The sequence below is a fragment of the Amycolatopsis sp. VS8301801F10 genome (genome assembly GCF_046195355.1).
Classification (GTDB): Bacteria; Actinomycetota; Actinomycetes; order Mycobacteriales; family Pseudonocardiaceae; genus Amycolatopsis.
The window spans coordinates 3,509,827-3,536,458 of record NZ_CP176065.1; the positions used below are offsets into that span (position 1 = coordinate 3,509,827).

Below are 26,632 nucleotides of genomic sequence, written 5' to 3' on the forward strand. Positions count from 1 at the left end.
TGGTGGCAGGTGCTCGGTGCGAGGGGCGTCGAGCAGGGCAGCGGGCCGTGGCGCTATGTGCGCAGTGGGCGGGAGTGCTCGTCCGGGCGGTGTGGTTATGCGTCAAGGGCGAGCAGTGCGTCGAGCAGTTCTTCCGGAGTTTCGACCTGCGGCAAGTGTCCCGTGCGGGGAAGCACGGTGAACGTCGCGCCCGGGATCGCGGCCGCGTAGGCCTCGCCGTACTGCGGATCGGCGATTCGGTCGCTTTCGCCCCACAGGACGTGGACGGGGAGGTCTGTTTTGCCCAGCCGTTCGGCCAGTGTCGGGTCGGACATCGACGGACCGGTGTAGCCGACCAGTGCCAGGACATCCGGGCTCGGACCACTGCCGCCCGCTGGCGGGGTCGGTGCCTTCGCCGGGTCGTGGAAGGAAAATTGCTGGATTTCCGCGACCGTTTTGCCGCGGACGTCGGCCAGCGGATGGCCGTCGACCTCAATGCCGATGCCGTCGACAAGCACCGCGCGACTGACCCGCGGACTGTGCAGCAGTGCGATTTCCGCCGCCAGCCAGCCGCCGAAGGAATTGCCGAGCACGGTGACGTTCGAGACGTCGAGGTGGTCGAGCATCGCGACGTAGGCCCTGGCCAACGCGGTGACGTCGGTGAGTTCGGCGGCTTTCGGCGTGCCGTTGAACCCCGGGTGGGTGGGCAGCAGGACTCGCGAGCGGGTGCGTTCGGCCAGGAGATCGGCGAAACCGGCCATTGTCGCGACTCCGCCTCCGCCGTGCAGGAGCAGGAATGTCTGGGTGCGGTCCTGGTCTTGGACAGTGATGTCGACCGGGCCGGGCGAGCGGAGTTGAAGGGTCTGGGAGAAAGTCATATCAGGAACCTTATATAAACAACCTTAGATAAGCAACCTGTGCTGTGGCCGGGTAGGCTGCGCGGCCATGAAGTACCGCCACGCCGACGTCGCTCTGGCCGTCAAGCGCCTGCAGCACCGCCATCACCGTGCGCTGAGCCAGGCGCTGCAGCCGCTCGGTTTGTCGCTGGTGCAGTGGGATACCTTGCGGCACTTGGACAATCACCCGGAGGCGTCGCTGCACGACCTCGCCGTGCTGACCTTCCAGACCGACCAGTCCTTCGGCACGCTGGCCGCGCGCATGGTCGATCGCGGCCTGATCGAACGAGTGCCGGGACCGGGCCGCGCAGTGCGGCACCGCCTCACGGAGAAGGGCGCGGAACTGCGGGCGGCGGGGCAGGAAGTCGTGGACGTCGTGGTGAAGGAGTCGTTCAGCCGGCTTTCGGCGGCGCAGCTCAATGAGCTGGGTGCGTTGCTGGATATCGCTTTGGAGGCGGATTCGGCGTAGGCCGGGAGCCGTCGGGGTGGTGTCGAGGTGGCGGCTGCTCAGCTCGCCGGGTTGGGTGGGTTGGGGAAGTCGCGCTCGAGTTTGCTCTGGCGTAGTCGAAGGGCCGGTCGGGGCGGATGGTGCGTCGGGGGTGGCTCGGCTTGCCGCGCCAGGTGCGTTGCGGGGGACCGCGTTTAAGTCTGGTCCGCCGGAGTCCGGGAGCCAGTCGGGTGGTGCCGACTTGGGGATGGGCTCAGTTCGCCGGTGGGGTGCGTTCTCAGTGACCGCGTTCCGGTCTGCTCTGGCGCAGTCGTGGAGTGGGGCGGATGGTGCCGAGTCGGGGGTGGCTCAGCTCGCCGCGCCAGGGGGCGTTGCGGGAGACCGCGTTCGAGTCGGCTCCGTGGAGTCCAAGAGCCAGTCGGCGTGGTGTCGAGGTGCGGTCGCTCAGTCCGCCGAGTCAGGTGCGATGCCGGAGACCGCGCCCGAATCTGCTCCGGCGTAACCCGCCAGCCGGTCGGCGAGGGCGCGCATCTGGTCGCGCAGCGCGTCCGGCTGCTCGATGACGAACGGCCGGTCGAGCGCGGCTAGTCGCGGCGGGATCCAGTCCAGGCGTTCGGCCCGGATGCGCGCCCGGATCCATGGGGCGTCCGCCTCGAGGATGGCGATGGACGGCGGGAACACCGCCCGGATCTCCTCCGCGGTCGCGTGGATCCGCACTGCTACGTCATGCCGGTGCGGTGCCTCGGCGATCCCGGTAAGCACCTGGTGCGAGGGATCGAAATCCGTTGGGGCGCTGAAGGTTCCGTCCTGCGGTGCGGCGCGCTCGATGCGGTCGACGCGAAATGTGCGCACCTGTCCGGCACTGGAGTCGAAGCCGGTGAGATACCAACGGCCGGAGTGTGCCACGACACCGTACGGTTCGACGACGCGTTCGCTGCTTCGCCCGTGAGCCGCGGTGTAGGCGAGTTTGATCGGCCGCTGGTCGCGGGCTGCCTCGGCCACGGCGAGGAGCACCTCGGCCTCCGCGGTGAGCGAGGTGCGGGCGGGTGCGGTGAAATCGGCGACCTCCAGCAACGCGTCGAGCCGACGGCCGAGCGCCTCGGGCAGCACCCGGCGGACCTTCGCCGCTGCGCTTTCCACGGCCGCGACCGACGTGGTGACCAGGCCGGCGCGCTGTCCCGCGACCAGGCCGAGCAGGACGGCGAGCGCCTCCTCGTCGGTGAGCATCAGCGGCGGCATCCGGTAACCGGGGGCGAGCCGGTACCCGCCGTAGCGGCCGCGTACCGAACGGACCGGGATGTCCAGGTCAAGCAGGTGCTCGACGTAGCGGCGGACGGTGCGCTCGTCCACGTCCAGCCGCCCGGCGAGTTCGGCGACCGTCCGGGTGCCGCCGCCCTGCAGGATTTCCAGCAGCGCCAGCACGCGGGCGATCGGCCGGGTCATGGCGGGAATTCTCGCAATACCGGGCGGATCCTGTCCACTATTGCTTCTAGCGTGGCCGGCAGACACCTAGAGAGGAATATGGCCGTGCAGTTGACTTCTGTCCGAATCATCACCAGCGACGTCGACCGTCTGACGTCCTTCTACGAGCAGGTGACCGGCCTCGTGGCGAGCCGTCCGGCGAAGCAGTTCGCGGAGTTCGCCGGCGAGACCGCGACCTTGGCGATCGGCAGCGCCGAGACGATGGCGCTGTTCAGCGCGGGCGCGGCGGTGCCGGAATCGAACCGGACCGTCATCCTGGAGTTCCTGGTCGAGGACGTGGACCGGGAGTTCGCGCGGTTGCGGCCGCTGCTCGCGGAGGTTGTTCAGGAGCCGACGACGATGCCGTGGGGCAACCGTTCGCTGCTGTTCCGCGACCCGGACGGCAACCTGGTCAACCTGTTCGCGCCGCAGACCGAGGAGGCCCGCGCCCGGCTCGCCAGGTGACGGGGAAATCGCCTCGCCTGACGACCGGGTGACCGGCCAGGATCGCCGAATGACACGTGCTCTTCTGCTGGAGCGGTTCCGCTGGACTGGCGGACATGCCGATCTCTGGCCGGTTTTCCGGGACGGCGAGGCGTTCGCCGAGGTGGTGAAGGCACTGGCCGAGCCGTTCCGCGACGCGGGCGTGACCGCGGTGTGCGGAATCGAATCGCGGGGCTTCCTGCTCGGCGGTGCCGTCGCGCTGGAACTGGGCGTCGGGTTCGCCGCGGTCCGGAAGGCGGCTGGGCTGTTCCCCGGCGAGAAGCTGACCCGCGAAACGGACCCGGACTACCGGGGTTTCCGGCACGTCCTGCGGATGCAGCGGTCGGCGCTCTCGCCCGGCGACCGCGTGCTGCTGGTGGACGACTGGATCGAGACGGGCAGCCAGGCGCTGGCCGTGCGCGACTTGGTGACCGAGGCGGGCGCGGAGCTGGCCGGTTGCGCGGTGCTGGTCGATCAGCTCGCTCCGGCGCTGCGGTCGCGGCTTGGGCGGTTGCATGCGTTGCTGGCTGCGGATGAGCTGCCGGAGTGCTGACTGCGGCCGGGCGGTTTTCGCTGCCTGGCTGCCGGTATCTGTGTCGGCTATTGCTGAGATATCAGCGTTGGCGAGTGGCTGCTGGTTTCTTTTCGATCAGCTTGCTGCGGCGGTGCGGTCGCGGCTTGGGCGGTTGCATGGGTTGCTGTCTGCGGGTGAGCTGCCGGGGTGCTGACTGCGGCCGGGCGGTTTTTTACTGCCTGGCTGCCGGTATCTGTGTCGGCTATTGCTGAGATATCAGCGTTGGCGAGTGGCTGCTGGTTTCTTTTCGATCAGCTTGCTGCGGCGGTGCGGTCGCGGCTTGGGCGGTTGCATGGGTTGCTGTCTGCGGGTGAGCTGCCGGGGTGCTGACTGCGGCCGGGCGGTTTTTTACTGCCTGGCTGCCGGTATCTGTGTCGGCTATTGCTGAGATATCAGCGTTGGCGAGTGGCTGCTGGTTTCTTTTCGATCAGCTTGCTGCGGCGGTGCGGTCGCGGCTTGGGCGGTTGCATGGGTTGCTGTCTGCGGGTGAGCTGCCGGAGTGCTGACCGTGGCCGGGGCGGTTTTCGCTGCCGGGCCGCAGGTATCAGTGTCGACTACTGCTGAGATATCAGCATCGGCGACCGACTGCTCGTTTCCTTGCCGCCACGGAGAACCTGCGCCCGCCCGGCACCGGGCCAGCTGTTGACCCAGCTCGACCCCCGGATCCCCTTGGCCTGCTTCTTCAACGGTGCCAGCAGTCGTGCGCTTTCGCGGTACGTGCTCGCCGACGCACCGGTTTGGACGAGGCTCGCCAGGGAAAGCGTGACCGGCACTCCGTCGGCCGACCAGTCCTGGCCGAGCACGGCGTCAGCGAGGGCGGTGATGTCCTCGACTCCGCACACCACAAGGAAATCGTCGCCGCCGACGTGCCCGACGGTGACGTCGCCGAGCCGCCGGGCGTGGTCGGTCAACGCCCGGCCGATGGCGCGGATCAGGTCGTCGCCCGCGGCGAACCCGGCGGTGTCGTTGAGCCGTTTGAAGTGGTCGATGTCCAGCCAGGCCACCACAAACGGCCGTCCGGCGCGGGCCCGGCGGGCGACGTCCTGGGCGATCGCGTCGCTGCCGGGCAGCCGGGTGAGCGGGTTGAGCGCGACCGCGGCCTCGACCTTCACCGCAGCCATCCGGCGCATCACCTCGTTCGGCCGCACCACGCCCTGGTACCGGCCGGACGCGTCGGTCACGACGAGGTCGTCGCCGCTGTGCTCGGCTCCGCCGTCGGCGATGAGTTCCAGCAGTTCGCGGGTGCCGGTGTCGATCCGGACCAGCCGCGGCGGACCGGCCAGTTTCGCCGCGGGTTTCCCGGAGTACAGCGCGTGCCCGTACCGGCCGGTCACCGCCAGCAGGAACCGCATCCGGTCGATCGTCCACTGTGGACGCGCCTGCTGGTCGAGGCCGACGATCGCCTTCGGCGCGTGCTCGGCGGACAGGATCGCGTGGACGTCGTCGCAGGTCGCGTCGTCCGGCAGGGTCTTGGCCTGCCGGAGGAATTCCGGGATCCGCAGTCCGGCGGCGGGCGAGACCACCATGGTGCCCGGCTGGTCGCCGCGTTCGGCGGCGGGCAGCACGCGCTCCGGAGCGGCGGTGGCGAACAGATTCCCTTGCACGAGACGGATTCCGGAGCGCCGGGCGACGTCGAGTTCCGCGTCGTTCTCGATTCCCGTCGCGACGAGCCGCAGGTCGGTTTGCGCGGCGAACTGGACCAGCGCCTCCACCAGCGCGACGGTCGCCGCGTTCGCCGGGAGCCGGCGCAGCGTCGCACGGTCCAGTTTGATCATTTCGATCGGCGCTTCGGCGAGCAGGTTCATCGGCAGGCCCGCGGCCCCGAGCCGGTCGAAGGCCAGCCGGAAGCCGAGGTCGCGAAGCCGGTGCAGGCCCCGCAGCAGGGTTCCCGGCTTCGGGAGGGCGAGCGGCGCGGTGACTTCCAGCACGACGTCGGCGGGGCGGCGGCCGGTGCGTTCCAGGGTCTGGAGCAGCGGGATGAACCGCTCGGCGGGCGCGCCCGCGGCACTGGCGCTCAGGTTGAGATGCAACGACACCCCGGCTGCCGTCCGTCCGGCCGCCGCGGCCGCGCGGGCCGCGAGGTCGAGGTCCGCGTCGACGAGCTGGGCCTGGTCGCCCGCCGCGTCGAGAAGATCCTGCACCCAGCCCGCCGCCGGATGCCCGACCGCTTCGACCGCGACAGCCGAGCCGCTGTAGAGGCTGTACAGCGGCTCGAAGGCGAAACGAACCTGGTCGGCGGGCGCGAGCACACGCAGATCCTCGCCCGGAACGCACGGATCTCCATGAAACCGTTATCTCCCGTTGACCTGCGCTGATGGGCGGTCGAACCGGAAAACTCTTCGGGATCGGGGGCTGTGCTCGGGATTCTCGCGAGCCGGGAGCAAACCGGCGGTATGCCTCGTGACCACCCTCACAATCCGGTCGCGAAGCGTCTGTGACCAGGCGTGATGGTTTGACCACTGCCGACGGCGGGGTCGGCTGCGCGAGACGTCTAAGCGAGGATCCCGCTGATATACCGAAGGTCGCCCATGCGCAGATCGTCGTCCTCCAGCGGCGGCAGACCGTTGGCCGCGAGCAACTCCCGGACTGTGCTTCCCCGCACCGTCCAGCCGAGGCCGGTCAGGTACGGAGCCGCCTCGTTGCGCTCGCCGAAGTAGCGCAGCCTCGTCATGTCGGTGTCGAAACCCTCGCCGCGCCATTGTTCGGAGATGCGGTCGAGGCGTTCCTTCGTCCTGTCCTCGTCGCCTGGGCGCGGGTTGGGCCGGTTTTCGGTGGCGACGCGGCTTCCCGGCGCGCTGAGTTCGGTGATGGTGTCCAGCAAAAGATCTTGTGCTTCCGGCGGCAAATATCCCAGCAGGCCTTCGGCGCTCCACGCGGTCGGCCGCGCCGGGTCGAAACCGGCGGCGCGCAGGGCGGCGGGCCAGTCGTCGCGCAGGTCGACGCCGACCGGCCGCCGGTCCGCGGTGGGCTCGGCGCCCAGGTCGGCCAGGGCGCGGGACTTGAACTCGACCACTGGCTCCTGGTCGATCTCGTACACCACGGTTCCGTCCGGCCAGGGCAGTCGGTAGGAGCGGGAGTCCAATCCGGACGCCAGAATCACCGCCTGTGCGATGCCCGCCGCGGCCGCGTCGAGGAAGAACTCGTCGTAGAACTTGCCGCGGATCTTGGCCGCGTCGATCCAGACCTGCCCGACCAGAGCACTCGAGGCGGTCTCGCCGGACGCCAGCTTGGCGAGCAGGTCGACGCCGACTGCCCGGACGAGCGGTTCGGCGAACGGGTCGGAGAACAGCGTGCTGTCCTCGCGGGTCGCGATCGCTCGCGCCGCCGCGGCCATGGTCGCGGTCGCGCCGACGCTGGACGCCAGATCCCAGGTGTCTCCGTCGTGCCGGGCAGAAGTCATTGAGCCGCCTTGCCTTTCGCCGGTGTCGAGACCGCAACTTACTCCGATCTCGACACCGTGTCGCACAGTCCGCGAGGGTTCTTCCGTCGCCGCGTCGGAGCGCACCGCCCGGCGTGCTGCGTAACGTGCGGGGCCGTCGATGCGGTGAGGAGACGACATGACGGCTGCCGCACGGTTGCTGGAAACCCTGGCGCAGTGGGGAGTCGAGCACGTTTTCTGCTGTCCCGGCACCACTGAGATACCAGTGCTCGAAGCTCTTGTCACCAGTCGCGGCGGTCCCGAGTTCGTGCTGACCACCCACGAGGCGATCTCGGTGTCCATGGCCGACGGTTACGCGCGCGCCTCCGGACGGATCGGCGTGGCTTATCTGCACACGAACGTCGGTGTCGCGAACGGTTTGGCGCATCTGTACGCGGCGCAGGTCGCGCGCAGCAGCGTCGCGATTCTCGCTGGCATCAAGGGAACAGCGACCCTTCCGCACCGCGCGTTGACGACTTCGCCGCGGTTGCTCGAAACGGCCGCGCCGTACGTGGGTTATTCCTGGCAGAACCTGCGCGCTGAAGACCTGCTGGAAGATATCAGCCGGACGCTGTGGCATACCACGGTCGTCCCGGAGCAACCGGCGATTCTCGCGATCCCGCAAGACCATCTGACTGCCGAACCCGGTGTCGCTCCTCCGGTCCGCTGGGGTGCGCGGCAGGGCCCAGCCGCGGAAGCGGTTCGGCATGCGAGCGCGTTGCTCGATGCCGCCCGGCGGCCAGTGGTCGTCGCCGGGTCGGACGTCGCGCGGCGCGGAGCCACCGGAGACTTGGCGGGGTTGGCCGAACAGCTCGGCGCACCGGTGTTCGTGGAGTCCCGGCGGGATCTCGAACGATGGTCGTTCCGCACGGATCATCCGCTCTACGCCGGGCTATTCGAGCCCCGCGCACCGTTGCTGGCGGAAGCGGATCTGCTGGTGCTGGCTGGCATGCCGACACCGGTGGAGTTCTCGGCCGAGGTCGCGGCGCTACCGCCGGGCGTGCCGATCCTGCATCTCTCCGAAGACGCTGCTGAGCCCGGTCGCCGGTACGTCCCAGCGGGTGCTGTCGTAGGCGATACCGCAGCGGTGCTCCGCGGGCTGGCCGAAGGGGTTCGTCCGGAGTGCGCACCGTCGCGGAGCGAGTGGCTCGCCCGGGTACGGAAGGACAGCGAGGACCGGCGCGCCCGTTGGGAAGCCGAAGTCTGCTTAGCCGGGGAGTTCAGTGCCGCGGTCGCGATGCGCACTGTGGCGGACGTCATCGGCGGGGAACGGTTGTTGGTCCTCGACGCGGTCACCTCGACGCTGCCGTTACTGCGTTTTCTCCAGCGCACTCGGGAGGATTCGCTGTTCGCCACCGCGAGCGGTTCGCTCGGCTGGGGAATGGGCGCTGCGGCAGGGGTCGCCATGGCCCGGCGAGAGCGCGTGCTGGCGGTTGTCGGCGACGGCGTGGTCCAGTTCGGCGTACCCGCGTTCTGGACCGTGGTACGCCACCGGCTGCCGGTGACATATCTCGTGGTGAACAACGGGAGATACCAAGCCGTGGTCGCTGGTATGCGGAAAAGCGGAGGCGAACGAGAGGAGTATCCGCTCACCGACATCAGCGGCGTTGAGATATCAGCGCTGGCGACGGCGTTCGGCATCCAGGCGACGACGGTCGACGGAGCCGAGGAGTTGCGGGCCGCTCTCGCCGAGGACCCGGGGCCGGAAGACGGTCCGCGGCTGATCGAAATCCGGGTGAATGACCAGCTGTGGCAGTGATCCCGACGGCCTGATGCCCGGGTGAATGACCAGCTGCGGCGGTGATCCTGACGGCCTGATGCCCGGGTGAATGGCCAGTTGCGGCAGTGATCCCGACCGCCTGATTCCGACACCGTGTCCAGTCGCGGGCCCGGGATTTGCGTCGCCGAAGCGATGAAGCGAGTGCTCGCGCCGACCTAGCATCGCGGCGATCTCCGCACCCGCACCAGGATTGGCAGGCGACGACGATGGCCCGGTGGGATATCAGCGAGGCAGACGGGCATATCTACTCCGGCGGTTGGCGTACCGGCGGCGGTGGCACGCAGCCGGTCGTCTCGCCGGGCGACGGCGGGAAAGTCGGCCTGGCTGGCCTTGCCGATCAGCACGACGTCGAGCGGGCCGGAGCGCGTGCCGCGCAAGCGCAGGCTGAGTGGAGCCGTGCGTCGTACCGCGAGCGGGCCGACGTCCTCACCCGGGCCGCGGACGCGTTGCGCGACATCCGCGTCGACGTCGAGGACGTCCTCGTGCGCGAGAGCGGCTCGCTGCCCGCGAAGGCGAAGCACGAAGTCGACAAAGCGATCGACGAACTGATCGCCGCGGCGGGGCTGGTCACGATGTCGCAAGGCGACCTTCTCCCCGTGGAAGACCCGATGACGCTGGGAATGGCCCGGCGGATCCCCGTCGGCGTCGTCGGGGTGATCGCCCCCTGGAACGCGCCGTTGATGCTCGCTATCCGCTCGGTCGCCCCGGCGCTCGCGCTCGGCAACGCGGTGCTGGTCAAGCCGGACGTGAAGACCGCCTTCTCCGGAGGTGCGGTGCTCGCGCACATCTTCGAGCAAGCCGGTCTGCCCGACGGTGTGCTGCACGTACTGCCCGGTGGTGCGGCGACCGGCGAGGCGGTGGTGCGTTCGCCGCACACCAACGCGATCTCGTTCACCGGATCAACCGCCGCTGGCCGCCGGGTCGGCGAGATCGCGGGCGGCTTGCTCAAGCGCGTGGTGCTCGAACTCGGCGGCAACAACGCCTTCATCGTGTTCGCGGACGCGGATCTCGAGCTCGCCGCGGCCGCTGGCGCCGGCGGGACTTTCCGGCACCAAGGCCAGATTTGCATGGCCACCGGACGGCATCTGGTGCACGACAGCATTGCCGACGAGTATGTGGAACGGCTCAAATCGGCGGCGCAGAAGCTGCGGCTCGGCGATCCGAAGGCCCCTGGAACGACGCTCGGTCCGCTGATCACGACCGCGCAGGCCGAGCGGGTGCACGACATCGTCGAGGCCTCGGTCGCCGGGGGCGCGCGGGTCGTGCACGGTGCTGCACACGACGGTGCGTTCTACCAACCGACCGTGCTGGACGGCGTAACAGTTGACAACGCAGCTTTCCGAAGTGAGATATTTGGTCCGGTCGCGCCAGTAACCCGGTTCTCGACCGAGGAAGAAGCGCTCGAACTGGCCAACGCGACCGAATACGGCCTGTCCGCCGCGATCCACAGCCGCGACGTCGCGCGCGCACTCGGTTTCACCTCCCGGTTGCGTGCCGGAATGGTCGCTCTCAACGGCCAGACCATCTACGACGCCGCGCACATCCCAATGGGCGGCCTCGGCGCGTCCGGCAACGGCGGACGGCACGGCGGGCACTGGAACCTGGACGAGTTCACCTACTGGCAATGGGTGACGGTGCCGACGATCCAGCACTGAACGTTTCCGACTCCGTGTCGGACTTTCCGACACGGTGTCGGACGCCCGCGGCGGAGATTCCCGCGGCGGACCGATTACCTGGCGTCGCGATTTCCGTAGCTTCGCATTGTCGCCCGGCGCGGGCCCGTCACAGACAAAGGAGTCGGAGTACATGGACATTTCCGGTGCCACCGGGGCGCTGACCGGCGAGCAGTACAAAAAGAGCCTCAACGACGGCCGCGAGGTCTGGCTCGACGGCAAGCGCATCGAAAACGTCGCGGAGCACCCGGCGCTGAAGCCGACTGTCGACGAGTTCGCCCGGCTGCTCGACCTGCGGTTCGCCACTCCCGAGGGGCGGGCGGCGACCCTGTTCAAGTCCGAGGAGACCGGCAACGAGGTCAGTTACGCGTTTTCGCTGCCGAAGACCCCCGAGGAATTGCGCGCCAAATTCGCCGCGTCGGAATGGTGGATGCGGGAAAGCCTCGGGCAGCTCGGTCGTTCGCCCGACTTCATGTCGAATGTGGCCGCCGGACTCGCCGATTACGCCGACGAACTCGAACAGAACCGCGAGGGGTTCGGCCAGAACGCGCGCGATTACCGCCGGTTCGCGATGGAGCACGACCTGGTCCTGACGCACGCGCTCGGCGACCCGCAGATCGACCGCAGCGCCAGCCCGCTCGACGACCCGGACCTCGCCCTGCGCGTCGTGGAGGAGCGCGAGGACGGCGTCGTCCTGCGCGGCGCGAAGCAACTCGCCACGCTCGCGCCGTTCTCGCACGAGGTGCTGGTATATCTCAACGGCGTGACTGCCGCGCGCGGCGCGGAAGACTTCGTCATCTGGTTCGCGCTGCCGATGAACACGCCGGGCCTGAAAATCCTGCTGCGCGAACCGCTCGGCGCGCCGGAGAGCGGGCATTCGCACCCGCTCGGCAACCGGTACGACGAGCAGGACGCGATGCTGTTCTTCGACGACGTTTTCCTGCCGCGCGAACGCATCTTCCTGCTCGGCGACTCCCTGCGCGCGCTCAAGGGCCTCGGCCGGATCAACGTCTGGAGCCTGCAGAGCACGCACATCCGCTTCCTCGCCCGGATGAAGTTCTTCGCCTCGGTCGCGAAGAAGCTCGCGCACTCCATCGGCGTGGACACCTTCCGCGGCATCCAGGAACAGCTGGGCGAACTCCTCTCCTACGTCCAGACGCTCGAACTGGCGATCAAGGGCGCCGAGTCGGACGCGGTCGTGACGCCCGGCGGGCACCTCGCCCCGAGCAACACCAACGGCGTCGGCTTCTGGTCGGCTGACATCTCAGCGCGGATGGTTCAGATCTTGCGCCAGGTCGCCGCGTCCGGCCTCATCATGCAGCCAACCGAAGCCGACCTGGCGAATCCGGAACTGCGCCCGTTCCTGGACCTCTACATGCGCGGCCACGACATCGGAGCCGCGGAGAAGGCGCGGTTGTTCCGGCTCGGCTGGGAACTCGCCGGCTCGAGTTTCGGGATGCGCCAGGAACTGTACGAGTACCTGCACCGCGGCGACCCCGGCGCGGGCCGCACCCGGCTGTTGCGCTTCTACGACACGTCGGCGACGGACGCGCGCGTCGACGAACTCATCAGCAAGCCGCTCGCCTGAGACCGCAAGGAGCCTTCCGTGATCATCGACGTCCACGGCCACATGTCCGCGCCGGACGCCTACTACGCCTGGAAAGCCTCGCTGCTGTCGCATCGCGGCGCGCACGGCGGCAAACCCCCGGCCATCAGCGACGACGCGCTCGCCGCCGCGTACCACCACCCGCATCCGAGTTTCGGTGATATCTCACATCTGGCGCACCTCGACGGCGCCGGTATCGACCTGCAGATGATCTCGCCCCGTCCGTTCCAGATGATGCACAGCGAACGGCCGGCCAAGCTCGTGCAGTGGTTCACCGAGGAGACCAACAACCTCATCCACCGCGCGACCGAACTGTTCCCCGGCCGGTTCAAGGGCGTCGCCGGGCTGCCGCAGAGCCCGGACCTGACGCCGCGGGAATGGACCGCTGAACTGCGCCGCACGGTGACGGAGCTCGGCTTCGTCGGCGCGATGCTCAATACCGATCCGTACGAGGGCACGGAAACCCCGCTCGCCCTCGGCGACCGGTACTGGTACCCGGTGTACGAGGTGCTGTGCGAACTTGACGTGCCGGTGCTGCTGCACGCGGCCGGGTGCAAGCCGCCCGCGCGCGAACCGTACAGCCTGCACTTCATCCAGGAAGAAACCGTCGCGGTGTGGAGCCTCGTGAACTCGGGAGTGCTGAAGGACTTCCCGGACCTCAAGGTGATCGTCTCGCACGGCGGCGGCGCGATTCCGTACCAGGTGGGCCGGTTCCTGCCGTCGGTGGTGCGCACCGGAGTGTCCTATCTGGACAAACTGCGCCGGCTGCACTTCGACTCTTGTCTCTACACCCAGGACAGCCTGGAGCTGCTGATGAAGGTCGTCGGCACCGACCGGGTGCTGTTCGGCTCGGAGAAACCGGGCACCGGATCGCAGATCGACCCGGAGACCGGCCGCTGGTTCGACGACATCCACCTGCTCATCGACGACATCGCCTGGCTCAGCGAAAAGGAGCGCGCCGACGTCCTCGAAAACAACGCCCGCGCGCTCTTCCAGCTCTGAGGGGGACGACCATGACGGAGATCGTCGCCGGATTCGGCACCTCGCACGGACCGCAGCTGAAGGCGCCACCACCGCACGCCTGGGATATCAGGGGTACGGCGGACCGCGCCAGCAAGGCATTGAAGTTCCGCGGCGAGACCTACCGCTACGAGGAACTGCGCGAGCTGCGGGAAGACTTCTCGCAGGAGATCACTCCGGAGGTGATGGCGCGTCGCTGGGAGAGCTGCCAGCGGTCGATGGACCGGCTCGCGGACTTCATTCGTGCTCAGGACGTCGATGTCGTCGTCATCGTTTCCAGCGACCACAAGGAAACCTACGGCGACGAATGGCTCGCCCCGTTCTCGGTGTTCTGGGGCGACGAGGTCGCGCATGTGCCGTTCACCCAGGCGCAGCTCGACGCGATGGCGCCGGGCCTGGCCGAGGCCGCGGCCGGCGACGTCCCGGACCGCACGATCATGCGGCCCACGCACCGCGCGCTCGGCAAGCACCTCATCCAGTCCACCCAGGCCGAGGACTTCGACACCGGCGCCACCGAGGTCATCCCGGCCGGGCGGTACGAGAACCACGCCATTCCGCACGGCTTCGGGTTCATCTACCAGCGGTTCCTCGGCCAGGAATCGACGCTGCCGATGGTGCCGATCTTCATCAACACCTTCTGGGAGCCCAATCCGCCGGGGGCCAAACGCTGCTACGACTTCGGTCGCGCGGTCGCGCGGGCGATCCGGTCGTTTCCCGGGGACCTGCGCGTCGGCGTCGTCGCGTCGGGCGGGCTCAGCCACTTCGTGATCGACGAGAAGCTGGACCAGGAGTTCCTCCAAGCGTTGCGGGACCACGACGCTGGCTACCTCTCGAGCGTCCCAGCCGCCGAGATGCGATCCGGTGCCTCGGAGCTGCGCAACTGGATCGCGGTTGCCGGTATCGCCGACGAAGCCGGGCTCGAGGTGACGAGCGTGGACTACGAACCGTGCTACCGAACGGAAGCTGGCACCGGCAACGCGATGGGTTTCCTTACCTGGGAACGGAAGTGACTATGTCTCCCGAAGAGATCATCACCGCGCTGCGCGGACTCGACAGCTGCGCGGTTTCGGACGCATTGGACACCCTCGGCCTGCCCGGCGCGGTCACCGCGCTGAAGCCGATGTGGCCTGTGGGAACGGTCCTGGCTGGTCGGGTGCGCACGGTCACCGCCGCGCCCAAGGCGACCGCCGGACCGGCGACGCACATCGCCACCCCGCTGGTCGCGATCACCGAGCCGGACGACGTCGTGGTGATCGACAACCACGGCCGCACGGATGTTTCGTGCTGGGGTGGCCTGCTCACCGAGGCCGCGGTCCGGCGCGGCGTAGCCGGCGTCATCGTGGACGGTGCCTGCCGCGACGTCCAAGAGAGCGAAGCGCGGAAGCTTCCGGTCTTCGCGCGCACGGCTGTTCCGGTCAGCGCGCGGGGCCGCATCGTCCAGGCCGCTATGGACGAGCGTATCCAGATCGCTGGTATCTCAGTTGCCCCGCAAGACTTTGTGCTCGCGGATGTCAACGGTGTCGTTTTCGTCGCCGCCGGAGCCGCTCAACGCGTCATCGAACTCGCGCAGCGGATCGCCGATCGGGAAGCCCGGATGGCGGAGGCGGTCCGGTCCGGTCGTGACGTGCAAGAAGTCATGCACGATTCCCAATTCCCCTCAGTCACCGTGGAGCAGCACTGATGTCTCTCCTTGACCGCTTCTCCGCGCTCGGCACCGCGACGGTCTCCGACGCCCTCGACAAGCTCAAGCGCCCGGGCAGCCTGCTCGGTCTCGCTCCGCTCGCGGACGGACAGCGCATGGTCGGCCGCGCCTTCACCGTGCGGTACATCAGTGCGCAGGTTCCCGCGGGCACCGTCGGCGACTTCATCGACCAGGTCGAACCGGGCCAGGTGATCGTGCTCGACAACGACGGACGGCTCGACTGCACCGTGTGGGGCGACATCCTGACCGCAGTAGCGCACCAACGTGGTATCTCAGGCACGGTCATCGAAGGGGTCTGCCGCGATACACACCGCGCGCTGTCCATCGGCTACCCGATCTACAGCCGCGGTCGGTTCATGCGCACCGGCAAGGACCGGGTCGAGGTGGCCGAGGAACGCGGGCCAGTGACGATCGGCGGCGTAACAGTCCGGCACGGCGACATCTTGCTCGGCGACTCGGACGGGGTCGTGGCGATTCCGCGCGACTGCGAGGACGACGTGTTGGAAGTCGCCGAGATGATCCAAGCGCGGGAGGAAGCGATCCTCGCCGCGGCGCTCGGTGGCGCGACGATCGCCGAGGCCCGCGCGAAGTACGGCTACCACGATCTGCAGCGGGCGGACGCATGACCACATTGGCCGAAGACACCAAGGAACTGCTGACGCTCGGCACGGCCACCCTGTACGAAGCTTCTGGCCTCGACTGCTTCCTGGACGCCGCGTTCCGGCCAGCCTGGGACGGCGCGCAGATTGTGGGGCGCGCGGTGCCGGTGTCGGCGCAAATCGGCGACAACCTCGCGCTGCACCACGGGATCGAGGCCGCTGGCCCAGGTGACGTGCTTGTGGTCGACGCCGGTGGCGCGCCGTTCGGGTACTGGGGCGAGGTGATGGCGGTCGCGGCGCAGGCCCGAGGGATCAATGGCTTGGTCATCGACGGCGGCGTCCGCGATACCCGGCAGCTCGCGTCGCTCGGATTCCCGGTGTTCAGCACGGCGATCTCGATCCGCGGCACGATCAAGAACTGGCCAGGCACCGTCGGCCGCCCGATCACCTTGCGCGGCCGGGTGGTTCGCCGCGGTGACATCGTCGTGGCCGACCGGGACGGCGTCGTCGTGCTCCCGGCCGGAGAGTACGACCGGGTCCTGGCCGCGTCCCGCGCCCGTGCCGAGAAGGAAGAGTCCTATCTGGACCGGCTCCGTTCCGGCGAGACCACTTTGGACGTCTACGACTTTCGCGGCCTCGGCGTCCCGGACGAAGGGAGGTGACCCGATGACCTCCGACCAGCAACGGATCGACAGTTTCCGCCAGGCCGCTGGGCGATTCGCTTCCGGCGTCACGGTGGTGACTACCGCGCTCGACGGTCACCTTTACGGAATCACCGCGACGTCGTTCGTCTCCCTTTCGCTGAACCCCCTTTTGGTGACAGTCTCGATCAATTCGCACAGCCCGATCCTCGACGAAATCCGCGCGAGCGGAGTCTTCGCGATCAACGTGCTGGGCCGCCATCAACAGGACGTTTCCGCGTGCTTCGCTCGACGCGGACGCGGCCGGAGCAAGGAACGGTTCGACGAGGTCGAGACGCACACCGAAGCCACCGGCGCGCCAGTCGTCACCGGTGCGCTGAGCTGGTTCGACTGCACTGTGCACACCATGCTGGGCGGCGGCGACCACATCATCCTCGTCGGCGAAGTCGTTTCCGCGGGCGGGGGAACCGGGCAGCCGCTGCTGTACTGGTCCGGCGAATACCGCGAACTCAGCACGGCGGAAGAGGCCGAGGCGGACATCGGGCGGATCGCCGATTCGCTCTCCATCCAGCTGCATTTGCACGGCATGCGCACCGAACAGCTTTTGGAGGCACAGCACGCGGTTGAACCAGCGGCCGCCGCGCTCGCCGCACGGGCGGCCGGCGACGACCAAGTCGCACAATTGCGGGAACTGGTCGAGGAATCGGAGAAGCACGTCCACGACGCCAGCCGGTACAACCCGTTGTCGCTGGAATTCCACGCCCGGCTCGGCTTGCTCAGCGGAAATCCGGCGATCGCCGCGTCGGTCGGCGCGCTGAACCGCCCTCGGGAAAGCGTTTATGCCGTGCACACCAACGCCGAGCGGGCGACCCGTGCGGTCGATGCGCACCGCCGCATCCTTCAGGCCATTGAGGACCGTGACGAGGAGGCCGCACGTCGGCTGATGACCGAGCACCTTGGCGTGGTGGCGCAAGGAATGCCGTGCTGAACGGAGAAACCATGGACGCAGACGTCCTCATCGTCGGGGCCGGTCCGGTCGGCCTGGTCGCCGCACTCGACCTGAGCAGCCGCGGGGTGTCGGTGATCGTCGTCGAGGAACGGGAGTTTCTCGAACCGCCGAACGTCAAATGCAATCACGTCGCCTCGCGCACCATGGAAAGCTTCCGCCGGCTCGGAATCGCCGCGGAGGTGCGCGCCGCCGGACTGCCGCGCGACTATCCGCAGGACGTCGCGTTCCGGACCTCGCTGACCGGGCGGGAACTGTCGCGCATCCCGATCCCGGCGAGCGGGGAGCGGTACACCTCCCGGGTCGGTCCCGACACGAACTGGGCGACGCCTGAGCCGCCGCACCGGATCAACCAGACGTTCCTGGAGCCGATTCTCGCCCGGAACGCCGCTGCCGCCCCCGGCGTGACCCTGCTCAACCGCACCCGGTTCCAGGCGGTGAGCCAGGACGAATCGTCCGTTTCGGCAATAGTGTCCGACGGCACGGGCGAACGGACTCTGCGCGCGCGGTACTTCATCGGAGCGGACGGCGGCCGTTCGGCGGTGCGCAAGCAGATCGGCGCGAAGCTCAGCGGCGATCCAGTGCTCCAGCATGTGCAGTCCACTTGCATCCGTGCACCGAAGCTGTACTCGCTGATGTCCGCCGACGAACCGCGGGCGTGGGGGTATTACACGTTCAATTCACGCCGGGTCGGGCACGTGTACGCGATCGACGGCACTGAAACCTTCCTCGTGCACACCTACCTTTCATCGCCGGAAGAAACCGTCGACCGGGATGCGGCGATCCGCGCGATTCTCGGTGTGGACGAGGCGTTCGAGTACGCCGTCGTGTCCAAAGAGGACTGGATCGCGCGCCGTCTGCTCGCCGACCGGTTCCGCGACCGGCGGGTGTTCCTCGCCGGGGACGCTTCGCATCTGTGGGTGCCGTTCGCCGGATTCGGGATGAACGCGGGCATCGCGGACGTGCTCAATCTGACCTGGTTGCTCGGTGCCCACCTTGGTGGCTGGGCTGCGGAAGGGATCCTGGACGCCTATGAAGCCGAACGGCGGCCGATCACCGAACAGGTCTCGCACTTCGCGATGAACCACCAGCGAAAGCTTGCCCGGCCAGGGCTTCCCGCGGAGCTGGAGGACGACACCCCGGCCGGTGACGCGGCGCGCATGGCGTTCGGCGCTGCCGTACGGGAGTTGAACGAGCCGCAGTTTGCCGCCGCTGGGCTGAATTACGGGTATGCGTACCACGATTCACCGATCATCGCTTACGACGGCGAAGAAGCACCCGGCTACACGATGGGCAGCTACACACCGTCCACTGTGCCCGGTTGCCGTGCCCCGCACTTCACGCTGGCGGACGGCTCCTCGCTGTACGACCACTTCTCACCCGGCTACACGGCGATCACCGGGCGCGGCGTTGATATCTCAACGCTGACCGGTGAAGCGGCACACCGAGGTATCCCATTCGCGGTTGTTGAAGTGACCACGCTGCCAGCTGAATATCTTTGTCCTGTCACGTTGGTACGTCAGGACCAGACTGTGGTCTGGCGAGGTGCTCCGCCCGACCGGGCGGCTGCGGCCGAGTTGTGGGAAAAGCTTCGCGGCGCTTGACCCCTTGGCCCCCAGTGAAGGCCTCCTCGAGGAAATCCCTCGAGGAGGCCTTCACTGGTTTCACCGGCGGATGATTTTGCTGGCCGCCATGGCTTTCAGGCCTTCCACGCCGAACTCCAGCCCGTATCCCGACGCCTTCGTGCCGCCGAAGGGGATCGCCGGGTCGACGCCGCCGTGCTGGTTGATCCACACGGTGCCCGCCTCCAGCCGCTGCGCTACCGCGTTCACCTGGTCCGCGTCGGCACCCCAGACCGAAGCGCCCAACCCCTGGTCAGTGCCATTGGCGCGGCGCACCGCGTCGTCCACGTCGGTGTAGCGGATCACCGGCAGCACCGGTCCGAACTGCTCCTCGTCGACTACCGCGGCGCCGTCCTCGACGTCCGCGATGATCGTCGGCCGGTAGAACAGCGGCCCCAGTTCGGTCGCTGGCATGCCACCGGTGACGATCCGGGCACCGCGCGCCCGCGCTTCTTCGACCAGCCGGGAGACGATCTCGAACTGCGCGGGGTTCTGCACCGGCCCGAGCCGGTTCGCCTTGTCCCGTCCCGGTCCCATCGGCGCTTTCTCGGCGCGTTCGGCCAGCGCGGAGACGACGTCGTCGTAAAGCGATTCGTGCACGTAAAGCCGTTTGAGCGCGGCGCACACCTGGCCGGTGTTCATGAAAGCCGCCCAGAAGAGCTTGTCGGCGACGGCTTCCACGTCCGTGCCGGGCAGCACGATCGCCGCGTCGTTCCCGCCCAGTTCCAGGGTGAGCCGCGCGAGGTTGCCCGCCGAGCTTTCGACGATCCGGCGTCCGGTCGCGGTCGAGCCGGTGAACACGATCTTGGCGATCCGCGGATGCGCGGCCAGCGCGGCGCCCACCTCGCGATCCCCGGAGACCGCGGTCAGCACGTCCGCGGGAAGGTGGCGGCGGAAGATCTCCGCGAGCGCGAGCACGCTCAGCGGCGTGTGCTCGGAAGGCTTGAGCACCACCGTATTCCCCATCCGCAACGCCGGCGCGACGTGCCACACCGCGATCATCACCGGGAAGTTCCACGGGCCGATCGACGCTACGACGCCGAGCGGGACGTAGTGCTGTTCCGCGCCATCCGGAAGCGGCTGCGGTTCGAGCACCGTGTCCGCCGCGGCCCGGAGCCAATGCGCGGCGCCGTGCGCCTCACCGGCACCGCCGGCCTTGCCTTGCTCCGCGGTGATGATCTCGCCGAGTTCTTCGGCGTGCGCGTCGATGTCGTCCGCGATGACGTGCAGGATTCGCGACCGTTCAGCGTGTCCCAGCGCGGCCCAAGACGGCTGTGCGGCCGCCGCGGCGGCGACCGCGGCGTTCAGCTGGTCGACCGTGTGCACCGGTGCGTGGCCGACGACTTCCCTGGTCGCGGCGTCCAAGACGGGCCGCCCGCGGTCGTCGGCGACCGAGACGGTGGTCAGCAGTGCGTTCATGCGGGACCCTTCCGTAAAAGTTCACATTGAATATAGTCAATTGCGGGCGGCAGGACCAGGCGCGACTAGCGCGGCTACCGGAGGCCGGCGAGCGTCGCGATCCGCAGTCCGGTGTGGAGTTCGCGGCGCACCTTCCCGTCGGCAAGATCGACGTCCGCGACCGCGCGGACGCGATCCAGCCGGTAGTAGAGGGTGCTGCGGTGGACGTGCAGCGTCAGCGCAGTGCGCTGGGCATCGCAGCCGCAGTCGAGATAGGTCTCCAGGGTCTGTGCGAGATCCGGTCCGGACTGCGCGGCGAGCAGCCGGCGGACAGCATCGGGGAGATCTGAGATATCAACGTCTTCGAGCGGGAGTTGCAACAACAGCCGGTCCAATCCCAGCTCGGACCAGTGGACCACGCAGCCGGTGTCGCCGCCGCGCAAGGCAATCCGGGCTTCCCGCAGCGACCGGTGCGCCGCGGACAGCGGCGCGTGCGCCCCGCCGACTCCCGCGTGCAGTCCGGAAAAGGCGGGCTGCGCAAGGAGGGCCGACAGTCGGGCGGTGTCGATTTCGTACGGCACCAGCAAGACCGCTTCGCTGCCGAGCACCGCACCGGCCGCTTTCAATGTGGGGAAGACCGGAATGCTCGACAACGCCCGGTCCAGCACGAGCCGGAGTGTCGCGGAACTGGGCTCGGCCCGCGGCGGGGTCGCGATGGAGATGACCGTGTAGTGCGGGACGGGGGAGAGCAGGCCGCTCGCGAGCAGTTCGTCGGCGGCGCGGACGCGCTGGTCCTCGTTGCCCTCGAGAAGCGCGGCGAGCAGGCGTCGGGCCCGGTCCTCGTCTTCCCGGTTTCCGAGCGCCATGGCGGCCAGCAGCAATCCGATCTGGTCCCGGCGTTCGCGCAGCTCGTCGTCGTCCTCGTAGGCGGATTCGTCGTCCTCGGGGATTGTCGAGGAGAGGTAGCCGACCAGCCGCCCCTCGTGCCGCACCGGCGCGACCAGCCGGGACTGCCCGCCGTCGAGCGGCGGGATCCGGACCGGCTCCCGCGCCTGGCCGACCCGATAGTCCCTAATGGACTCCCGGGCGCGCGAAGATCCTTTGTGGGACAGGATGATCGCCAGCCGGGCGTGGTCGACGTCCTGGTCGTGCACGCTGAACGCGATCACCGTGAAGTCGACGTCGAACACGATGACCGGCCGCCCGAGCCGGTCGGCGTAGGCCTGCACCTGTCCTTCGAGAGTCATGCCCGCCTCTTCCGTTGCCAGCTGCCGGAGATTTGATCTATATTCATTATAGACATTTGACGAGAGGGCTCCGCATGGCACAGATGACAGGCGGTGACGCGCTCGCCAGGGCGCTCATCAGCGAGGGCGTCGACACGGTCTTCGGCATTCCCGGGGTCCAGCTGGACGGGCTCACCGACGGCATGTACCGCGAGCGCGACGAGCTGGAACTGGTCGTCCCGCGGCACGAGCAGGCGACCAGCTACATGGCGGACGGCTACTACCGCGCTTCCGGGCGGCCCGGCGTGGCGATGGTCGTGCCGGGGCCTGGAGTACTGAACGCCGGCGCTGGTATGGCAACGGCCTATGCCTGTTCCTCGCAGGTGATGCTGTTGGCCGGGACTGTCCCGTCGCCGCTCGTCGGGTCCGGGCTCGGGGCATTGCACGAGATTCCCCGGCAGACCGACACGGTCCAGGGGCTGACGAAATGGTCGGCGCGGCCGAAGCGGGTCGAAGAGATTCCGGACCTCGTGCACGAGGGATTCCGGCAGATGCGGACCGGGCGGCCGCGGCCGGTCGCGCTTGAGCTGGGGCCGGACTTGCTGCACGCGGTGGCGGATCTCAATCCGGGGGAGCCGTTCGGGGTGCGGGAGCCGGAGGCTCCGGAGCGGGAGGTGGCGGACCTTGTTCGGTTGCTGGCGGCTTCCGCGCGGCCGGTGATTCATGTCGGCGGGGGGATGCGTGACCCGCGCGCGTTCAAACTGCTGGCCCGGCTCGCTGAATTGCTGGACGCGCCGGTGGTGATGAGCGAGAACGGGCGAGGGGCGATCGATGCCCGGGATCCGCATGCGTTGCCCGCGTTCGCGTTGTGGGAGTTGCGGGCTACGGCGGATTTGGTGGTGTCGTTTGGCAGCCGGTTCCTGACACCGTTCGGGCAGCAGTTGAATATCGGCGACGCACGGCTTGCGTTGGTCAATATCGACGCTGCTGATCTTCGAGCGCCTCGTCGTCCGGATCTCGCGATCAATGCTGATGCGGTGGCGGTGTTGGCGGCGTTGGTGGAACGGCTCTCGCCCCGGGTTGCGTGGGGTTCCGAGCTGACTCGGTTGCGCGAGGATTGCAACGCTCGGATTCGGAAGCAGGCTGGGCCGCAGATGGAGTTCGTGGACGCGATCCGGGCCGCGTTGCCGGAGGATGGGGTTTTCGTCAACGAGCTGACGCAGATCGGGTATGTGTCGACGTATGGGTTTCCGGTGCGGGCGCCTCGGTCTTATGTGTGGCCGGGGTATCAGGGGACGCTCGGGTATGCGATGCCTACCGCGCTGGGGGCCGCGGTGGGGGCTGGCGGGCGGCCGGTGGTCGCGGTTACCGGGGACGGGGGGATCGGGTGGTCGATGCAGGAGTTCGCTACGGCCAAGAAGTACGGGATTCCGCTGGTGACTGTATTGTTCGAGGATTCCCGGTTTGGGAATGTGTGGCGGATTCAGCGGGATACTTACGGGGGGCGGTTCATCGGGTCGGACTTGACTAATCCGGACTTTGAGCTGCTTACGCGGGCGTTTGGGCTGGATTTTGCGCTGGCGGAGGATGCTGCCGCGGTGGAAAAGTGCGTGGGGGCGGCGGTTGCGGCTCGGCGGCCTGCGGTGGTGAAGGTGCCGGTCGGGGTTTTTCCTTCGCCTTGGCCGTTGATTCACGAGAAGCGTTGACGGCTCGTCGCCCTGGCGGGCGACCTTGCCGCGTCTTGAGTTGCGTGGGCCCCCCGATTTTTTAGTGTGACTACGGCGCTGGGGTGCTTGTCAAGGCGGGAAAGATGCCTTGACAAGCACCCCAGCGCCGTGTTTTTGGCTGTATATCGGGGGTGGGGGAGGGGTGGGTGCCTCGCTTGTTTGGGTGCGCTGGTGCGGGTTCAGGGGTGGTGGACGTGGCTTAGTGCGAGGCTTGCCAGGGCTGCTGACTGGTCGGCTAGGACGTTGTCGTCGAAGACTGCGCGGGGGGAGTGGTTCATTTCCGCTGTGTCCGCGTTTTCTCCCTCTGGGGTGGTGCCCAGGAAGATGAAGGCGCCGGGGACTTCGTTCAGTACTGCGGAGAAGCTTTCTGACGCCATTATTGGGTGTTCTAGCGGCACGGCCCGTTCTGCGCCGAACAGGTCGCCGAGTACGTTCAGCGCATGGGTGGCTGCTTTTGGATCATTTGAGGTGACTGGGTAAACCGACTTGAATTCCGTTTCTGCTCGGCAACCGAAGGCTGATGCGATCCCGTCGGTCAGTGAAGGCAGTTCGCGGGACAGGGTCTCCACGCTCTCCGGGGAGAGGGCGCGGATCGTTGCGCCGAGCGTTGCTTCGTCGGGGATGGCGTTGATGATCTCGCTCGCGTGCATTTTGGTCACCGACAGCACCACGGGGTCGAATACCGGGAACCGCCGGGTGACATAGGTGTGCAGTGCCGAAATGATCTGTGCTGCTGCGGGAACCGGGTCCACTGCCTGATGCGGGCGTGATCCGTGTCCGCTGCGGCCGAGTACGCGTACGGTCAGGCTGCTGGCTCCTGCCATGACCGGGCCGGGGCGGGTGGTGAACACGCCGGCGCGGCCGGGCAGGACGTGGATGCCGTATGCCGCCTCGACGCCGGTGAGCACCCCCTCGGAGATCAATCGTTGTGCGCCGCCGCCGGCTTCCTCGCCAGGTTCGAACATGAAGACCACTGAGCCGGCGATTTCGTCGCGGTGGGCGCTCAGCAGTTTCGCTGCGCCGACGAGCGCTGCGGTGTGCAGGTCGTGGCCGCACGCGTGCATCAATCCGGGCGTTTGCGAGGCGAAGGGCAGTCCGGTCTCCTCGGTGACGCGCAGCGCGTCCATGTCCGCGCGCAGCAGGACCGTCGGTCCGGGCCGGGTGCCGCGCAGTACCGCGACGATCGAGGTGAAATCGTGCGGGCCGGGCGTCACTTCCAGGTCCAGTGAGGCCATCGCGTTCAGTACTGTCCGCTGGGTGCGGGGGAGGGCGAACCCGGCTTCGGGCTGGGCGTGGAGGGTGCGCCGGAGGGCGATCAGGTCTGGCAGGAGGGCGGCGGAGTCGGCGAGGATCGAGGCGGAAACCGGCATGGGGCTCCTTAGGCGACGGTGCGTGCCGCGCTGGTGACGCCAGCGTCTAATGTCTACAATCAATATAGACGATGCCGGGTGTTCGGGGTTCCGGTGCGCCTCTAATCTGTCACTACGCGTGACCCGCGTCGGCGACGTCACCGGACCGAGTACTTCGGAGGACCCTTGCCGCAGATCACGAACACCGCCGCAGCCGTCCAGGTCGCTCGCGCGCTCGAGGACGAGATCGTCTCGGAGGGCTGGAGCGCCGGGCACTTCGTCGGCCGCCGCCAAGAACTGATGGCGCGCTTCGGAGTCGCTCCGGCGACGCTGAGCGAGGCGATCCAGCTGCTGCGCGCCCGCGGCATCGTCGACGCGAAGCCCGGCCCGGGCGGCGGGATCTTCGTCGCGACGCGCTCGCCGTTCACGCACCTGAGCGATCAGCTGCTCCAGCTGCGGGAGGGGAAGGCGACCGTGGAGAACTGTCTGCGCGTCCTGGACGCGCTCGACGGTTCGGTGCTGCACGACGCGGTCGAGAACGCGAGCGACGAGGACATCGCTGATATCTCAGCGTGTGCCGAGACGCTGAAGGCGGCCTGGGATTCCGCCGAGGCCCCCACCGCGATCTGGGCGCTGCACGCGCGGATCGCGCAGGTGTCGCCGAATGAGCTTTTGCGCAGCCTGTACACGAATCTCGTGGACTACATCATCGCCGCACGGCTCGAAGGCGTCACCGCGCCGACCACTCAGGAGCGGTTGCGGACGCACCTCGATTTCGCCGAGGCGGTCATGAAGCGCGACCACGACCTGGCGGAGTCGGCGATCGCGCGGCACCGCCGACCTGCTGTGGCAGCCCGGCCTTCCTGATATCTCAAGCGGGCGAACTTGATGGATGTACACGCGCTCAGAATTATGTATATTCATTACAGTTAATCGCTCGGCTTGAGGAGGATGCATGCTGCTGGAGCTCCGCAGTGTGGTCGACCGCGTGCTCGCCGCCCCGGATCGCTCGTCCCGCGGTGCGCAGCCGCCGATCCGCTTGTCCCAGAACGAAATGCCGTGGGCTCCCGCCGACGTCATCGTCGCCGCGATGACCGACGCGGCCCGGAACGCCCATCGCTACCCCGATTACCACCGGGCCGCGGCCCGTGCCGCCGTCGCCGAGGCGATGGGCCTGGACGCCGGGCGCATCGCGATCGACAACGGCTCCGGCACTCTGCTGCACGCGCTCGCCCGGCTGGTGTGCGAACCCGGCGTGCACGGTGTGCGTCCGGCACCGTCGTTCGAGGCGTATGCGGCCGCGCTTTCGCTCGCCGGCGCGGAGTCCACAGAGGTCGGTCTCGACGCGAACGGCGCGATGGATCTCGACGCGATGCTCGCCGCCGTCGGCCCGGAAACCCGCATTGTCTACCTCTGCAATCCCAACAACCCGACGGGCGGGCTGCGCGGTGTCGAGGATATCCGCGAATTCCTGAAAAGCGTCCCGGCGCGCGTGCTGGTTGTTGTCGACGAGGCGTACCGCGAGTTCGTGTCTGCCGAACCGGTGGACGCGACTGTCGGATTGCTCGACGAGTTCGAGAATCTCGTGCTGCTGCGGACATTGTCCAAAGCACACGGTTTGGCGGGCATCCGCGTGGGCTATGCCGCTGCGGCGCCACGGATCGCGGAAGCGCTGCGTCGCACGTCCGTCGGATTCGCGCTCAACAGCGTGGCCGAGGCGGCGGTCATCGCGGCGTTGAGCGCGGAAGGTTTGGCTGTGGCCAAGGAAAGAACCGCGGTCATCGTCTCCGAGCGCGCCCGCGTCGAGGCCGAGCTGACCGCGGCCGGCGTCGCGTATCTGCCCAGCCAAGCGAATTTCCTTTTCCTGCCCGGAGATGCCGCCGAGCTGCTGTCCCGTTTGGAGGCTCGCGGCGTGCTCGCCCGGCCGTTCCCGAAGGCGGGCGGCGCGCGCGTGACGATCGGGCTGCCCGAAGAAAACGACGCGGTGCTTTCCGCTCTCAGGTGACCAATGGTTTCCTCCGACA

General features: G+C 68.2%; 23 protein-coding genes. 16 read left to right on the plus strand and 7 right to left on the minus strand.

Annotated features, from left to right (window positions below):
* Window positions 1-95: 95 nt before the first annotated feature.
* Entirely contained in the window at window positions 96-857 is a 762-nt protein-coding gene (locus F9C11_RS16730) for an alpha/beta fold hydrolase (RefSeq protein ID WP_409185789.1), read from the minus strand.
* Window positions 858-924: 67 nt separating this feature from the next.
* Between F9C11_RS16730 and F9C11_RS16735 the strand changes: the two genes are divergently transcribed.
* Window positions 925-1,344: a MarR family winged helix-turn-helix transcriptional regulator gene (locus F9C11_RS16735; RefSeq protein ID WP_409185790.1), complete on the plus strand. Its 420-nt coding sequence runs from the start codon at window positions 925-927 to the stop codon at window positions 1,342-1,344.
* Window positions 1,345-1,767: 423 nt separating this feature from the next.
* Here the strand turns inward: F9C11_RS16735 and F9C11_RS16740 are convergent, their stop codons facing one another.
* Window positions 1,768-2,766 carry a helix-turn-helix transcriptional regulator gene (locus F9C11_RS16740; protein ID WP_409185791.1) on the minus strand — a complete coding sequence of 333 codons (999 nt, stop codon included), beginning with the start codon at window positions 2,764-2,766 and terminating at the stop codon, window positions 1,768-1,770.
* Between the two features lie 84 nt (window positions 2,767-2,850).
* Between F9C11_RS16740 and F9C11_RS16745 the strand changes: the two genes are divergently transcribed.
* Together F9C11_RS16745 and F9C11_RS16750 are read left to right on the plus strand one after the other, a co-directional pair.
* Window positions 2,851-3,249 carry a VOC family protein gene (locus tag F9C11_RS16745; RefSeq protein WP_409185792.1) on the plus strand — a complete coding sequence of 133 codons (399 nt, stop codon included), beginning with the start codon at window positions 2,851-2,853 and terminating at the stop codon, window positions 3,247-3,249.
* Between the two features lie 49 nt (window positions 3,250-3,298).
* On the plus strand, window positions 3,299-3,820 hold the full coding sequence (locus F9C11_RS16750) for a phosphoribosyltransferase family protein (protein WP_409185793.1): 522 nt from the start codon (window positions 3,299-3,301) through the stop codon (window positions 3,818-3,820).
* Window positions 3,821-4,395: 575 nt separating this feature from the next.
* Here F9C11_RS16750 and F9C11_RS16755 read toward each other — a convergent pair.
* Window positions 4,396-6,090, minus strand: a complete 1,695-nt coding sequence (locus tag F9C11_RS16755; protein WP_409185794.1) for a bifunctional diguanylate cyclase/phosphodiesterase — start codon at window positions 6,088-6,090, stop codon at window positions 4,396-4,398.
* 242 nt (window positions 6,091-6,332) lie between these two features.
* Window positions 6,333-7,241: an SAM-dependent methyltransferase gene (locus F9C11_RS16760; RefSeq protein ID WP_409185795.1), complete on the minus strand. Its 909-nt coding sequence runs from the start codon at window positions 7,239-7,241 to the stop codon at window positions 6,333-6,335.
* A 157-nt stretch (window positions 7,242-7,398) separates the two neighbouring features.
* On the opposite strand from F9C11_RS16760, the gene F9C11_RS16765 reads away from it, so the two are divergent.
* The 10 genes from F9C11_RS16765 to F9C11_RS16810 all read left to right on the plus strand — a co-directional run bounded on the left by F9C11_RS16765 (window position 7,399) and on the right by F9C11_RS16810 (window position 18,890).
* Window positions 7,399-9,018 carry a thiamine pyrophosphate-binding protein gene (locus F9C11_RS16765; RefSeq protein WP_409185796.1) on the plus strand — a complete coding sequence of 540 codons (1,620 nt, stop codon included), beginning with the start codon at window positions 7,399-7,401 and terminating at the stop codon, window positions 9,016-9,018.
* Between the two features lie 227 nt (window positions 9,019-9,245).
* Window positions 9,246-10,694: an aldehyde dehydrogenase family protein gene (locus F9C11_RS16770; RefSeq protein ID WP_409185797.1), complete on the plus strand. Its 1,449-nt coding sequence runs from the start codon at window positions 9,246-9,248 to the stop codon at window positions 10,692-10,694.
* 151 nt (window positions 10,695-10,845) lie between these two features.
* Window positions 10,846-12,300, plus strand: coding sequence for a 4-hydroxyphenylacetate 3-hydroxylase family protein (locus tag F9C11_RS16775; protein WP_409185798.1), 1,455 nt, complete (start codon window positions 10,846-10,848; stop codon window positions 12,298-12,300).
* An 18-nt stretch (window positions 12,301-12,318) separates the two neighbouring features.
* Window positions 12,319-13,320, plus strand: a complete 1,002-nt coding sequence (locus F9C11_RS16780) for an amidohydrolase family protein (protein ID WP_409185799.1) — start codon at window positions 12,319-12,321, stop codon at window positions 13,318-13,320.
* A gap of 11 nt (window positions 13,321-13,331) precedes the next feature.
* Window positions 13,332-14,348 (plus strand): hypothetical protein, encoded by a 1,017-nt coding sequence (locus F9C11_RS16785; RefSeq protein ID WP_409185800.1) that lies wholly within the window; start codon window positions 13,332-13,334, stop codon window positions 14,346-14,348.
* Between the two features lie 2 nt (window positions 14,349-14,350).
* Window positions 14,351-15,019 carry an RraA family protein gene (locus F9C11_RS16790; RefSeq protein WP_409185801.1) on the plus strand — a complete coding sequence of 223 codons (669 nt, stop codon included), beginning with the start codon at window positions 14,351-14,353 and terminating at the stop codon, window positions 15,017-15,019.
* The gene (locus F9C11_RS16795) at window positions 15,019-15,666 is read left to right on the plus strand and encodes an RraA family protein (protein ID WP_409185802.1); all 648 of its coding nucleotides are present in this window, start codon (window positions 15,019-15,021) and stop codon (window positions 15,664-15,666) included. The genes F9C11_RS16790 and F9C11_RS16795 overlap by 1 nt, the downstream gene beginning before the upstream one ends.
* Window positions 15,663-16,301 carry a 4-carboxy-4-hydroxy-2-oxoadipate aldolase/oxaloacetate decarboxylase gene (locus tag F9C11_RS16800; RefSeq protein ID WP_409185803.1) on the plus strand — a complete coding sequence of 213 codons (639 nt, stop codon included), beginning with the start codon at window positions 15,663-15,665 and terminating at the stop codon, window positions 16,299-16,301. The genes F9C11_RS16795 and F9C11_RS16800 overlap by 4 nt, the downstream gene beginning before the upstream one ends.
* 4 nt (window positions 16,302-16,305) lie before the next feature.
* Window positions 16,306-17,268, plus strand: coding sequence for a flavin reductase (locus tag F9C11_RS16805; RefSeq protein WP_409185804.1), 963 nt, complete (start codon window positions 16,306-16,308; stop codon window positions 17,266-17,268).
* 11 nt (window positions 17,269-17,279) lie between these two features.
* Window positions 17,280-18,890, plus strand: a complete 1,611-nt coding sequence (locus tag F9C11_RS16810) for an FAD-dependent monooxygenase (protein WP_409185805.1) — start codon at window positions 17,280-17,282, stop codon at window positions 18,888-18,890.
* Window positions 18,891-18,950: 60 nt separating this feature from the next.
* Here F9C11_RS16810 and F9C11_RS16815 read toward each other — a convergent pair whose 3' ends face one another.
* Window positions 18,951-20,327, minus strand: coding sequence for an aldehyde dehydrogenase family protein (locus tag F9C11_RS16815; RefSeq protein WP_409185806.1), 1,377 nt, complete (start codon window positions 20,325-20,327; stop codon window positions 18,951-18,953).
* A 74-nt stretch (window positions 20,328-20,401) separates the two neighbouring features.
* Entirely contained in the window at window positions 20,402-21,553 is a 1,152-nt protein-coding gene (locus tag F9C11_RS16820) for a PucR family transcriptional regulator (RefSeq protein WP_409185807.1), read from the minus strand.
* A gap of 32 nt (window positions 21,554-21,585) precedes the next feature.
* Here F9C11_RS16820 and F9C11_RS16825 point away from each other — a divergent pair, with 32 nt between their 5' ends.
* Window positions 21,586-23,238 (plus strand): thiamine pyrophosphate-binding protein, encoded by a 1,653-nt coding sequence (locus F9C11_RS16825; RefSeq protein WP_409185808.1) that lies wholly within the window; start codon window positions 21,586-21,588, stop codon window positions 23,236-23,238.
* 200 nt (window positions 23,239-23,438) lie between these two features.
* Here F9C11_RS16825 and F9C11_RS16830 read toward each other — a convergent pair whose 3' ends face one another.
* Window positions 23,439-24,629 (minus strand): M20 family metallopeptidase, encoded by a 1,191-nt coding sequence (locus tag F9C11_RS16830; protein WP_409185809.1) that lies wholly within the window; start codon window positions 24,627-24,629, stop codon window positions 23,439-23,441.
* Window positions 24,630-24,794: 165 nt separating this feature from the next.
* On the opposite strand from F9C11_RS16830, the gene F9C11_RS16835 reads away from it, so the two are divergent.
* A complete protein-coding gene (locus tag F9C11_RS16835; protein WP_409185810.1) occupies window positions 24,795-25,475 on the plus strand; it encodes a FadR/GntR family transcriptional regulator in 681 nt (226 codons plus the stop codon).
* Between the two features lie 88 nt (window positions 25,476-25,563).
* Window positions 25,564-26,613: a pyridoxal phosphate-dependent aminotransferase gene (locus F9C11_RS16840; protein WP_409185811.1), complete on the plus strand. Its 1,050-nt coding sequence runs from the start codon at window positions 25,564-25,566 to the stop codon at window positions 26,611-26,613.
* The last annotated feature ends 19 nt before the right edge of the window (window positions 26,614-26,632 follow it).